Origin of the sequence: Pseudoalteromonas sp. SG43-1 (genome assembly GCF_014164415.1) — a bacterium.
GTDB classification, from domain to species: domain Bacteria; phylum Pseudomonadota; class Gammaproteobacteria; order Enterobacterales; family Alteromonadaceae; genus Pseudoalteromonas; species Pseudoalteromonas distincta.
On the sequence record NZ_JACJFD010000001.1, the window covers coordinates 52,774 to 66,005 of the forward strand.

At 40.7% G+C, this 13,232-nt stretch carries 11 protein-coding genes; 6 read left to right on the plus strand and 5 right to left on the minus strand.

The genetic code is table 11. The features are described 5' to 3' along the window. Window positions 1–10 precede the first annotated feature (10 nt). Window positions 11–781, plus strand: coding sequence for an NADP-binding protein (locus tag H5159_RS00210; RefSeq protein ID WP_182779480.1), 771 nt, complete (start codon window positions 11–13; stop codon window positions 779–781). On the opposite strand, the gene hutH is transcribed toward H5159_RS00210, so the two are convergent. The 3 genes from hutH to hutC all read right to left on the minus strand — a co-directional run bounded on the left by hutH (window position 778) and on the right by hutC (window position 4,762). Next, window positions 778–2,313: a histidine ammonia-lyase gene (gene hutH / locus H5159_RS00215; RefSeq protein ID WP_182779481.1), complete on the minus strand. Its 1,536-nt coding sequence runs from the start codon at window positions 2,311–2,313 to the stop codon at window positions 778–780. The two genes, H5159_RS00210 and hutH, sit on opposite strands and share 4 nt — an antisense overlap. A gap of 2 nt (window positions 2,314–2,315) precedes the next feature. Continuing rightward, the gene (gene hutU, locus H5159_RS00220) at window positions 2,316–3,989 is read right to left on the minus strand and encodes a urocanate hydratase (RefSeq protein WP_182712155.1); all 1,674 of its coding nucleotides are present in this window, start codon (window positions 3,987–3,989) and stop codon (window positions 2,316–2,318) included. A 65-nt stretch (window positions 3,990–4,054) separates the two neighbouring features. After that, window positions 4,055–4,762, minus strand: a complete 708-nt coding sequence (gene hutC, locus H5159_RS00225; RefSeq protein ID WP_002959947.1) for a histidine utilization repressor — start codon at window positions 4,760–4,762, stop codon at window positions 4,055–4,057. A gap of 119 nt (window positions 4,763–4,881) precedes the next feature. Here hutC and hutI point away from each other — a divergent pair, with 119 nt between their 5' ends. Further along, window positions 4,882–6,129, plus strand: coding sequence for an imidazolonepropionase (hutI, locus tag H5159_RS00230; protein WP_182779482.1), 1,248 nt, complete (start codon window positions 4,882–4,884; stop codon window positions 6,127–6,129). Between the two features lie 120 nt (window positions 6,130–6,249). Next, window positions 6,250–7,914 carry an EAL domain-containing protein gene (locus H5159_RS00235; protein WP_182779623.1) on the plus strand — a complete coding sequence of 555 codons (1,665 nt, stop codon included), beginning with the start codon at window positions 6,250–6,252 and terminating at the stop codon, window positions 7,912–7,914. Here H5159_RS00235 and H5159_RS00240 read toward each other — a convergent pair. Further along, window positions 7,911–8,960 carry a formimidoylglutamase gene (locus H5159_RS00240; RefSeq protein ID WP_182779483.1) on the minus strand — a complete coding sequence of 350 codons (1,050 nt, stop codon included), beginning with the start codon at window positions 8,958–8,960 and terminating at the stop codon, window positions 7,911–7,913. The genes H5159_RS00235 and H5159_RS00240 overlap by 4 nt on opposite strands. Before the next feature lies 1 nt (window position 8,961). Then, window positions 8,962–9,459, minus strand: a complete 498-nt coding sequence (gene rraA, locus H5159_RS00245) for a ribonuclease E activity regulator RraA (protein ID WP_002959955.1) — start codon at window positions 9,457–9,459, stop codon at window positions 8,962–8,964. Window positions 9,460–9,660: 201 nt separating this feature from the next. Between rraA and H5159_RS00250 the strand changes: the two genes are divergently transcribed. From H5159_RS00250 to H5159_RS00260, 3 genes are all read left to right on the plus strand, one after another. Next, window positions 9,661–10,200 (plus strand): phosphatase PAP2 family protein, encoded by a 540-nt coding sequence (locus tag H5159_RS00250; RefSeq protein WP_024596307.1) that lies wholly within the window; start codon window positions 9,661–9,663, stop codon window positions 10,198–10,200. Continuing rightward, complete coding sequence (locus H5159_RS00255; protein WP_002958362.1) at window positions 10,197–11,228, plus strand: MJ1255/VC2487 family glycosyltransferase; 1,032 nt, start codon at window positions 10,197–10,199, stop codon at window positions 11,226–11,228. The genes H5159_RS00250 and H5159_RS00255 overlap by 4 nt, the downstream gene beginning before the upstream one ends. Before the next feature lie 109 nt (window positions 11,229–11,337). After that, the gene (locus tag H5159_RS00260) at window positions 11,338–13,218 is read left to right on the plus strand and encodes a methyl-accepting chemotaxis protein (protein ID WP_182779484.1); all 1,881 of its coding nucleotides are present in this window, start codon (window positions 11,338–11,340) and stop codon (window positions 13,216–13,218) included. Window positions 13,219–13,232 lie beyond the last annotated feature (14 nt).

Consider the following 13,232-nt stretch of genomic DNA (forward strand, 5'->3'; position numbering starts at 1 on the left):
TTATACAAAAATGACAAATAAAAGTAATAAATTAGTAGTATTAGGTGCAGGCTGGTTAGGACATGCTTTATGCGTAAGTGCACAAAAAGCTGACTGGCAAGTACAAGGAACGCATAGAACAGATAGACACGAGTTTGACTTTGAGCGTCAGTTTACACTTGAAGATGGGCAATTAAGGCATCAAGTTGATTTACAAGGTGCTTATTGGGTATGTGCTATTCCACCACGTAGCAGACACAGTGAAAGTAATTATCCTGAAACACTCACCGCAGCGCTTAAGCTTTCAAAGGAGCTAAACGCAAAGGGCTTTTTATTGTGCTCATCAACCGGGGTGTACGATAAAGAGCCTGGTGTATATAGTGAAAGTAGCGATATTTCATGCACAAACGAGCGCCAAATAAAGCTTTACGAAGCTGAAGAGCAAGTGCTTGAACAAGATGGCAAAATACTTCGTTTAGCTGGCTTACTAGGGCCTAATAGAGAGCCAGGGCGTTTTGTGGCAGGTAAAGAGCTCAATACATCAAGTGAGCAAGTGGTAAATATGGTGCATCAACAAGATGTAATTAATGCTATTTTTGCGGTGATAGAGCACTGGCAAGTAGGGCAAAATATTTATAATGTGGTTAATCCTGCGCACCCCACAAAAGCTGAATACTACGCGATGAAGTGTCAGCAACATGGTGGTGAAATGCCAACGTTTACAGGAACTGATTCGGCTGAGCGAAAAATATTAGGCTCAGCCATTGAAGCCTTAGGGTTTAGCTATCAGCACGGTATTTAATATGCTGAAGGCAGGGGACTGCTCTCTATAAAGTCGCATAGCTTACCTTCACTTAGTAATGTATTAGCAGCTTCGATATCGGGAGCAAAGTAGCGGTCTTTATCATAATAACTTACATGCTCGCGTAACAATGCTTTAGCGCTTTGCACTTTATCTGATGGTTCAAGCGGCTTTCTAAATTCTAGCCCTTGAACCGATGCCAACCATTCTATTGCCAAAACACCTTGGGTATTATTGGCCATTTCATCTAAGCGCCTTGCTGCAAAGGTTGCCATAGAAACATGATCTTCTTGATTTGCAGATGTAGGCAAGCTATCGACCGAAGCCGGATGCGCTAATGATTTGTTTTCTGATGCAAGCGCTGCTGCGGTAACTTGGGCAATCATAAATCCTGAATTTAAACCGCCGTTTTCAACTAGAAATGGCGGCAATTTGGATAGGTTTGAATCGATAAGTAATGCAATTCGCCTTTCTGCTAATGCGCCAATTTCGGCAATTGCGATTGCTAAGTTGTCAGCGGCCATGGCAACGGGCTCTGCATGAAAGTTTCCTCCCGATATTATGTCGCCTACATCGGCAAAAACTAGCGGATTATCGGTTACACCGTTCGACTCGCATAGCAATACTTCTGCGGCTTGGCGTATCTGAGTTAGGCAAGCACCTAGCACTTGAGGCTGGCAGCGAAGGCAGTATGGATCTTGTACTTTTTCACAATTGACGTGGGAACTACTAATTTGAGAGTGCGTATCGAGTAGCTCTCTAAATACTTGAGCGGTGTCTATTTGTCCGCGCTGTCCGCGAATTTCATGAATACGTGCATCAAATGGCGCGCGACTGCCCATTGCAGCTTCTATGCTTATTGATCCGATAACGCAGCTTTGTGCATATAAGTTCTCGCTTCTAAATAGGCCTTGTAGTGCAAACGCAGTCGACGCTTGTGTGCCATTTAATAATGCTAAGCCTTCTTTGGCTGCAAGTGTTAGGGGTTCAAGTCCCGCTATTTTTAACCCTTGTGCTGCACTAATTATTTTTCCTTTATGTCGCATTTGACCTTCAGCTAATAAAGGTAGGCACATATGCGCAAGAGGGGCTAAATCCCCCGATGCCCCCACAGAGCCCTTTTTAGGCACGCACGGATATACTTCGCTACTAAGCAGCTGCATAAAAAATTGGATTACTTGCAGGCGAATACCCGAGTAGCCACGTGAAAGCGAATTTACTTTTAAGGTGATCATTAACCTTACTGTGCTGTCATCCATGTATTCGCCAATACCCGCAGCGTGTGAAAGCACAATGGAGCGCTGTAATAATTCAAGTTGGTCGTCGGCAATTTTAGTATTGGCTAATAATCCAAAGCCGGTGTTAATTCCGTATACAGTGCGGTGTTCATTAATAACATTTTGAACGGTTTGCGCGCTGGCTGCTATTTGCGACTCGGCATGCTTTGCAAGGCTTAACTTTACCGGTGAATTATTAATTTTTCTTAGTGTGTTTAAATCAAGTGATCCGGGTGTGAGAGTAAGTTCGAACATGATCATTCCTCGTTTAACATAGGTAGGTCTAAATTTTGTTCTTTAGCGCAGTTTTTTGCTATGTCGTATCCGGCATCAGCATGGCGCATTACACCTGTTGCAGGGTCGTTCCACAGTACGCGAGCAATACGCTCTTTAGCTTCATCAGTACCATCGGCAACAATAACTACACCAGAGTGCTGACTAAATCCCATTCCTACACCGCCACCATGATGAAGCGACACCCAAGTAGCGCCACTTGCGGTATTAAGCAGTGCGTTGAGTAATGGCCAATCTGATACTGCATCTGAGCCATCTTTCATGCTCTCTGTTTCGCGGTTAGGGCTGGCAACTGAGCCAGAATCGAGGTGATCGCGACCAATAACTATAGGGGCTTTAAGTTCGCCATTTTTAACCATTTCATTAAAGGCCAGTGCAAGGCGTGCTCTATCTTTTAGGCCAACCCAGCAAATGCGTGCAGGTAAACCTTGGAATTGTATGCGTTCCCGCGCCATATCAAGCCAGTTATGTAAATGTGCATCATCAGGAATAAGCTCTTTTACTTTAGCGTCGGTTTTATATATATCTTCAGGGTCGCCTGATAATGCTACCCATCTAAATGGTCCAATCCCTTCACAAAATAAAGGGCGAATATAGGCAGGCACAAATCCAGGAAAATCAAACGCGTTGGTAACACCCTCATCAAACGCCATTTGACGAATATTATTACCGTAATCAGTAGTGGCGGCACCGGCTTTTTGTAGTGCTAGCATAGCTTTAACTTGGACTGCCATTGATTGTTTAGCGGCTTTTACTACGGCTTTTGGATCTTGCTCACGCATTTTTGCTGCGTACTCCATTGTCCAGCCTTGTGGTAAGTAACCATTTAATGGATCGTGAGCAGATGTTTGATCTGTGACTACATCAGGGGTAATGCCTGTTTTAACCAGTGTACTAAATACATCGGCAGCGTTACCTAGTAAACCCACTGAGAGGGCTTTACCTTTAACACATGCATCGGTTATTAATTGCAGTGCGTGTTCAAGATTTGTTGCTTTTACATCAACGTAGCCTGTTTTTATACGAAAATCGATACGGCTTTCATCACATTCAACAACCAGTGCACTAAACCCAGCCATTGTAGCTGCAAGTGGTTGCGCACCGCCCATACCACCAAGACCACCTGTTAATACCCATTTACCACTAGCGCTACCTGCAAAATGTTGCTTTGCCATAGCTACAAAGGTTTCGTAAGTTCCTTGTACTATGCCTTGCGAGCCAATATAGATCCAAGAACCCGCCGTCATTTGCCCGTACATCATCAAGCCTTTTTTATCGAGCTCGTTAAAGTGCTCCCAATTTGCCCAGTGTGGAACAAGATTTGAGTTAGCAATAAGCACGCGAGGAGCATTACTGTGGGTTTTAAATACACCAACGGGTTTTCCTGATTGTACAAGCAGGGTTTCGTCGCTTTCGAGCCTATCGAGGGTTTCTATAATTTTGTCATAACTTGGCCAATCACGAGCTGCTCGGCCAATACCACCATATACAACAAGTGCATGAGGATGCTCTGCAACTTCAGGGTCTAAATTATTCATTAGCATGCGCTTAGCAGCTTCTGTTTGCCAGCTTTTAGCACTTATTTTATCTCCATGAGGTGCACGTATTACGCGACTTGTGTCGAGTCGGTTGTTCATGTTTTGCTCCTGTTGTATATACAAGATGATTTGTTATAAAAAAGCGCAGTAAGCGCTATTGTTTGTTATTTTTTAAATGTTAAGTGGCCACCTAAGCGATATTTACTGCCTGGTGATACAAGGCGCGCAAAGCTTACAATGCCTTTAACAGACCAGGTGCGTCGGATTACTTGTAAGCATGGCTCTTCATTATATAAATTTAACCATTGGCACATTTCGCTGTTTGGCATAATGGCCTCTACTGTATGCCTTGCTTGGGTAAGTGGGGCAACACTAGATAGATATTCATGAGGTGTAAGCATGCTAAAGTCTTGTTGTAAGTAGCCAGTCGCAAGGGCAGGGTTTACAAAACGCTCTTCTAGCTGCAAAGGGCTGTCGTTTTCGTTATGCACAAGTACACTTCGATATACAACACTGTCAACCTCAACACCAAGTGCAATGGCAATAGGTGCGACTGCATTTATTGATTCGAGTATGAGTACGCTACAGGTGTAGTTGCCGTTACGCTCTTTTACTTCATCAGCAATATTTTTTATTTCAAGTAACGATGACTGCGATTTAAATGTAGCTACAAATGTACCTAACCCTTGGCTGCGGGTTAAAATGCCTGCCTCGGTTAATTCGCTTAGTGCTCTGCGGGCTGTCATCCTGCTTACACTAAATTGACTACTTAGTTCGTTTTCAGAGGGAACACGTTGGTTTTCTTGCCACGTACCGCTGCGTATTTTATCAACAATGAATTGTTTTATTTGCGCAAATTTAGGTGTCGTCATTAAATTTATGGTTACATTAAAAATAAACTATATAAATAAGATGACACAATTACCTTGTATATACAAGATGGGTTGTTAGACTATATTTTCATCACTCTGGGCGTAAAAAGGGCTAAAAAATGCAAAGCACAACACAAAATTATGAGTTAGAAGAAATCGACTTACTTTTAACTGATGCCAATATTGCCACTATGGATAGCAATATAAATGCCCCTTATGGCGCAATCGAAAATGCTGCTATAGCCATTAAAAATGGTAAAATTGCGTGGATTGGAGAGCAATCAACATTGCCTAGTTTTGATGTGTTTGCAACGCCGACATTGAGTGTAAAAGGACAGTGGTTAACGCCGAGCTTAGTAGATTGCCATACTCACTTAGTATTTGCAGGTTCAAGATCGCAAGAGTTTGAACAGCGTTTGCAAGGCGTAAGCTATGAGCAAATCGCAGCACAAGGCGGTGGCATAGCAAGCACGGTTAAAGCCACAAGAGCAGCCGACCGTGAACAATTGTTTGTTGATGCAAAAGATCGCTTAAATACGTTATTAAAAGAAGGTGTAACCACCGTTGAAATAAAGTCTGGCTATGGGCTAGATACTGAAAACGAGATAAAAATATTAGAAGTCGCTCGTTTATTAGGTCAACATCACCCTATTGATATTAAAACTACTTTTTTAGGGGCGCATGCTCTACCGCCTGAATACAAAGGCCGTGCTGATGAATATATTGATTTAGTGTGTACTGACATGCTTGATCAGGTAGTGGCTAATAATCTTGCTGATGCAGTCGATGTATTTTGTGAAAATGTTGGGTTTAGTTATTCGCAAACCAAACGTGTTTTCCAGGCGGCTAAAAAGCATAACCTCCCAGTAAAATGCCATGCTGAGCAGTTATCTAATCAACAGGGTGCTAAGCTGGTGGCGCAGTTTAATGGCCTTTCGGCGGATCATATTGAGCATCTAGATGAAGAGGGTGTAAAAGCCATGGCAGACGCTGGGACGGTAGCGGTGTTATTGCCAGGCGCATTTTATTTTTTAAGAGAAACTAAATTCCCACCTATTGAATTACTTAATCAATATAAAGTACCGATAGCTATTGCGAGTGACTTTAATCCAGGTACTTCACCGCTGTGCTCAGTGCACTTGATGATGAACATGGCATGCACATTGTTTAGATTAACACCTGAGCAAGCATTAGCTGGTGTTACTCGAAATGCAGCTAAAGCACTAGGGTTAGACGACCGTGGTATTTTAAAGGTTGGCGCAAGAGCTGATATTGCGCATTGGCAAATAAGTCATCCATCACAATTAAGTTACCAATTTGGCGTAAATAAACTGTTAAATTTATGGATTTTGGGTAGAATTAATTAGTTTGTATTATTTTTACCCACATATAACTTGGTTTAAACTTTTTTAGCGAATACGGATGCCGTTAATTTGAACATACTAACCGACAGTAATTTCCCAATATTTTTTAGTGGTGCACTATTAATGGCGATGATCGCCACTTTATTTGCTGTTAAAAATACCAGTATTAAATTTAGTTATTTATGCACAGCTGCTGTTGGTTTAGCTATTTTAAGCAGCGGTGCGGCTTGGCTTGCTATTTTACTAGCCTTTGGGTTTTGTTTTCACTTATGGCAAGCATTCGAGCGAAATAATTGGAGCATGATAATTACCAGCTCAATGGCTGGTCTTTTATTTGTTGTTCTATTTTCAGCTCATTTATTATTGGAAGTTCCGCTATTTTGGGTTGTGTTAGCAATATTATTATTAGCTATTGTTGGCTTTTTAAATGATGAAAGTGCTGAAATAGAAGTCGTTATAGAGCCAGAACCTGAAGGTGATGCATTTATTGAAGAGTCTCCGCTTTCAGTTTTTGCAGATAGAAAACAGTTACGCCAAGGTTACTATACATGGTGCGACAACAAACAAATAAGCGCAGCGTTAATCGTTATTCGCCTTGAAGGCTTTGAGCAAGTTAACCAGCATATTGGACGCGACTTTGGCGATATACTGTTAGCGCAATCGGCTAATCGAATAAAAGAGCTACTTTCAAGTGACGAAATAGTGACTTTAACTGGACAAGAAAAGCTAGCCCACTTAGGGGGTCTTAACTTTGCATTTATTTGTAGTTTCGCGAATCAAAAACACTTACATGAATTAGTTATTGACCAAATACTGGGTGCAACGCTTAAGCCATTTAATGTTGCTAACTGCACTGTAGAAGTAAAAGCGAGAGCGAGTTATGTTGATTGTAATGAGCAAGATAACAACTTTGATAATTTAATATCGTACGCATATCTGGCACTCGATAGCCACCCAGATCGCAAGGTTGTGCCTTATCATCAACAAATGATGATTGAATTGCGAGAGCAACAAGCGCGACTAAAGGAATTAGCAAATATTGATTTTTCGAGCGAGTTAGAGCTTTATTTTCAGCCTATTATTTGTAACGAAAACGGTCAAATTGAGTTTTTAGAATTACTACTGCGTTGGCAGCACCCTAAGCAAGGGATTTTATCCGCTAACAGGTTTATCGACGACATTAGAATTGCAGGGCTTGGTTATCCACTCGCTAAATTTGTAATAGAGAGAGCTGCTGAGCTTGCAATGGCGCTTAGAATAGAAGGTATTTCTATACCGCTTAGCATTAACGTATTTGGTCCTGAAATGCTTAACGAAGAGTTTATTGAATTTGTTGATGTTGTTTTAAGTGAGCATCACTTGGAAGCTGGCGATTTAATTGTTGAATGCCCTTTACATATTTTTGCGAGACTAGATGATAAAGGCAGAGGCATGATCGCAAGGCTTAATAACATAGGCTTAAAAGTATGTGTTGATGGACTTGGTGATAACCCGGTACTGCTTTCTAAGTTACCAAGCTTAGCGGTAGAGTATATTAAGGTTTCACCTTCACTCACTGCTGACTTTAGTAATCAAAACAATATACGCAGTTTAGTTAGCGGAATGGTTGAAATGCATAACCAACAAAAAACAAAAGTGATTTTTGAAGGGGTAGAAACACTTGAGCAACTTAAGTTTGTAAAAAGCTTAAAAGGTTATGCTGCCCAAGGATATTACTTTGGTCACCCGCTAAGTAGTATTGGTTTAATGAGCTGGCTAAAAGAGTGGCGATTAGTTCAGCAGCGCTAAGTGTTTTCTTTGGCTTGTAGGTAGCTATTCACAAGTGCACTGATCACTTGCCCTACATGGGCATCACCGGCCTCAACTCCGTTAGGGTGCTGGCTAGGCGCTGCTTCACATAAATGTAAGTACTTAGAGTGGCGATGGTTTGCTGCTAAATGCACAAAGTGCTCAGTGTCATTCACACTAAATCCGCAACATGTGTACGCACTCACCGGCATGTAAGTAATACTATCTAAATCAACTTCAATACCCAGTGGTAAATCGTTAAAATTACTTAATGCGTTTTCAATTGCCTGTGTGAGTGTAATTTTTCGCTTAACTTGTATTGATTGATAGCTATCAAACGTAAAGTTAGCTTCACTCATTGCATCTATAATTGCTTGATTGTTTTTTATCTCATGTAAGCCAATAACGTGGTAATTACTTAGATGTTGCTCGTTATAAGCGTAGCGAAAGCCATTGCCGCTATGGCGACCTTCACATTCTCTAAAGTCGGCATGAGGGTCAAAGTTGATAGCATTAATAGGTGTATTTTTTGACTTACTCAGGGCACGGATAATTCCCAAGCAATTATTATGACCTCCGCCAATAACGATTGGCTCAAGCCCCGCTTTAAAAATAAGGCTCAATACCGACTCTACGCGTTCATCAAGCTGTTGGCATAAATCTCGTAATTGAGTTAACTGCTGGCCTTGCTGATTATTAAGCTGGTTGCTTTGCGCCATTAAATCATCAGTATTAACTTCACCCAATAAAAGTACTTTTTGAGTGGCAATAAATTGATTGTGAGGTTGGTTTAAAAAGCGTTTTAAAAAAGCTGGCCATGCTTCGTTTGCACCACCATTTCCTAAGTTTGCTTTTGGGCCGATATCTTCGCAAATACCCAGAAGTACATAGCGGATACCAAATTGAGCAGCGTCAACAAGTGCTTGTTGCAGGTTTACTTGGGTGTCGAGCAAGGCCATTGATTGCCATGCTTTTTTCTCATTTGCGCGGGTAGAGCAAAGTGTTCTAACCGCGCTTTCATCATATACTTTTAAATGGGAAGTCACGTTATACTTCTACAACTTCCAACTCTAATTCTTCTGCAGATAAAACAATGCCTGTGCTATCAGCATAAATAAAGTCGTCATCAAAAAATGATACCCCAGCAAAGTTAACGCCTATAGCATCTTCACCAGCACCTTCGCTGTCGGCTGCAACAGGGATTGAAGCAATTGCTTGAATGCCTAAATCAAGCTCTTCAAGCTCATCAACGTGGCGTACTGCGCCGTAAACAACAATACCATTCCAGTTGTTTTCAAGTGCTAGCTCAGCCAGTTCAATGTCGATTAGTGCGCGACGAGTTGAGCCGCCACCATCAATAAGAAGTACTAGGTCTGTACCATCTTGAGAAAGTAATTCGCGGATGAGTTCATTATTTTCAAAACATTTAACCGTTTTAATGCGGCCACCAAAGCTGTGTCGACCACCAAAGTTGATGAACATAGGCTCTAGCACGTCAACCACGTCAGCAAAGTGGTCGCATAAATCAGAAGTGCTGTAATCCATTATTTTATCCTCAAAAGGTACATTAATTTATATCTCAGTATACCCTCCTTATAAGCAATAACAACGACTTAATCGCAGTAAATTTAGGCAAAACAAGCGCTAAATCATTAATCGCAATAATAGTGTATTAAAAGCGTCACTCAATTGTTATTTACAACACATAAGCTAAATCGGTGTTCATATGTTATGCGATGAGGGATGGTGATGAATAATAATATGCTTAAAAAGGTAACTCAGATAGATGAGCAATTATTTTTAACTTTGTTTAATTGCAATTCACCGAGGTGGTTTAAAACAATGGCCTTTGGTTTGTCTAAAAGCGGTGATGGTGGGCTTTATATATTAATATGCTTAGCAGTGTGGTGGCTTAGTAATAATGAACAGCACCAATTATTGCCTGTCACTATATTAATTGGTTTTGCTATAGAAAGACCTATTTACCTACTAGCTAAAAATAGATTTGCTCGGATCCGTCCATGCGACTGCTTAGTAACAAATGCCTATATAGTACCAAGCGATAAATTTAGTTTACCATCGGGTCACAGTGCTGCAGCCTTTTTAGTGGCAATTATATTAAGCCATTTTTTCCCAGAATATGCATTACTACTATTTAGTTGGGCTACCGGCGTTGCTATGTCTCGTGTGGTATTGGGTGTGCACTTTCCTGCTGATATTATAATAGGCGCAACGATTGGTAGTTTTTGTGGTTTATTTGCGTTAGCACTCGTGGTGCCTGCATGAAAATATTGTATGGAGTACAAGGTACCGGTAATGGTCATATAACGCGCGCTCGGGTTATGGCAAGCTGCTTTAATAAGCTCGGTATTGATGTTGATTATGTGTTTTCAGGGCGCGCAAATAAAGATTACTTTGATATGCACGAATTCTCAGATTATAAAGCGTATCGTGGTTTGTCGTTTAGCACTGAAAATGGGCAAGTTAAAAATTTAAAAACACTTAAAAACATGCGAATTTGTAAGTTGGTGAGTGATATAAAATCGCTTGAGATAAAACAGTACGATTTTGTACTTAACGACTTTGAGCCTGTGACAGCATGGGCTGCAAAACGGGCAGGTATACCCGTTATTGGCATTAGTCACCAAGCAGCATTTTTGTCAGATAACGTACCTATGTTTGGTCGTGGCGTACTGAGAAAATCACTTATCAAGCATTATGCACCAGCGACTACCTACTTAGGCGTGCACTGGCAACCATTTGCAAATAATATAATACCGCCTTTTATTGCTCATCATAATCACGACAACCCTGTAGCAGTAATGAACAAGGTATTGGTATATTTACCTTTCGAAAACTTAGATAGCGTTGTTGATTATTTAAAAGACTTTCCCGAAAAAGAATTTTATTGCTATCACCCAAATGCCAGCAATCAGTCTTTTGGACATATACATTTACGAGCCCCTTCACGTTCTGGCTTTTTAAACGACTTAGCAAACACAAGTGGCGTTATTGGTAATGCGGGATTTGAGCTTGCCAGTGAAGCGCTTAAGTTAGGTAAAAAGTTACTATTAAAGCCTTTAGATGGTCAGTTTGAGCAAGCAGCAAATGCACAAACTTTATTTGCCATGGGCATGGCGCATGTTATGAACTATTTAAACCCACAAGCCCTTGATGATTGGAATAGCGCGCCGCAAAACAAGCAAATAAATTACCCCAGCGATCCCGCGCCTTTAATTGATTGGTTGGTTAAACAACAATGGAATAACACACAATCGTTACATAAAGGTTTGTGGGATAGTGTCGCCTTATAGCCATCACATTTAAACTGTTTAGAATTACCAATAATAAAAAGTTAAATTAATTAGTCGCTTTTGATCTATTAGCTATAATACAAATGCATATTTAAAAAAGGCGTTAGCGATGAATTTTTTACAAAACTTAACAATTAAACGACGTTTACAACTAAACGCAGTCGTTGTTGGTTTAGCAATGGTGGTCCTTTTATGCGTGATTATTTTTGAATCACGTACAACCTTGAGCTTAAACAAGACTATTCAATTTGCAGAAGAGCTCAACGTACATGCATTAGCATTGCGTAAACATGAAAAAAACTTTTTGTTTTATAAACAAGAAGATGCGTTAACTGCATTTGTAACGGATTTTGAGCAGTTAAGTGATAAAGTAAAAAAGTTACAACAGTTAATGGCTAACCAAGGTATTGCACAGGAGCAGGTCCAGCGCTTTGAGCAACTAATAAATAGCTATAATAATGATTTTGAAACTGTTGTTAAGCTTCAAAAAGAGATTGGTTTAACCCCGACCGACGGGTTATATGGCAAGCTTAGAAGCTCGGTTCATGAAGTTGAGCAACTATTAAAAGAGCAGCAAAATTACCAACTGCTGTCGTCAATGCTGCAACTAAGACGCTCAGAAAAAGATTTCATGCTGAGATTTGATATTAAGTACTTAGGGCGTTTTAATGAGGGAATTAATACATTTAAGCAGCAGATAGCTGCAGCACAGCTGCCAAGCGACTATAAAGCACAAATTAATCCTTTGATTGATATATACCAAAGCGAATTTCAAACACTTGTGCAGGCGCAAACTAAGCTAGGGCTAGATCTTGAGTCAGGCGCACTTGGAGTAATGCGTGACAGTGTAGATAAAAGCGACGCCATTGTTTCTAAAATCGTTAAAGACACTAAGTTACAAGTAGAGCAAAGTGTAGAGCAGGCTCAATTTTTAGCTATTTTGGTATTTGTGATTGCAGGTGTGATTGTATTAGCACTCGTTTATTTTACAAGCCACTCCATTATTGTACCTATTGAGCGGGTTTATCACACCATTAACGATATTCGTCGTAATAATGATTTGAGCGTGATGATAGAGCAAACTGGTAAAGACGAAATTACCACCATGACGGTCGACTTTAATAGCTTAATAGGCGATTTTAAGAACTTAATTAACGAAGTTAATGGTGCTTTAAACACGCTAAATGTAGCAACAGAGCATTTATCACAAAGTACCGCAGCAACAAGCTCTGGTATGCAAGAGCAACTACATGAAGCCGACATGGTTGCAACGGCAGCCACCGAAATGCAGGCGACGATTCAGGATATTTCACATAATACTGAAGCGGCTGCGAAAAAAGCAGAGTCAACAAATTTAAGTGCACAACAAGGGCGTAGTGAAGTAGATTCTACCGTTAAGCACATTAGGGCCCTATCTGATTCGCTGGGGAATGCATCAAATGTAGTGTCGCAACTTGAAAAAGATGGTGAAACAATTGGTTCAGTGCTTGATGTAATTCGAGGGATTGCAGATCAAACAAATTTACTTGCACTTAATGCGGCAATAGAAGCGGCCCGTGCTGGTGAGTATGGTCGTGGTTTTGCTGTTGTTGCAGATGAGGTTCGTTCATTAGCAAAGCGTACTCAAGAGTCTACAAGTGAGATTGAAGGTATTATAAGTACCTTACAGCAGCGTACTCAAGAAGTGGTGAGTATTATGCACAAATGTCGCTCTCAAGGTGATGAAAGTGCCTCGCAAGCAATTAAAGCAGGTGAGCTATTAGGCGCAATTACTGAAGATGTACAAACAATAATGGAAATGAGCTCTCAAATAGCAGTTGCTATTGATGAGCAAAGCCAAGTGGCATCAGAGGTTAATAAAAATGTAGTAAGAATTCGCGATATTGCACAAGACGCAACTGAACATGCTGCTAACAATGCGCAAACAAGTGAAGAGGTCTCTGAGCAGGCTCGCGTTCTGTTCACTGCAATTGATAAATTTAAGGTTTAATAACGCTTAATAGA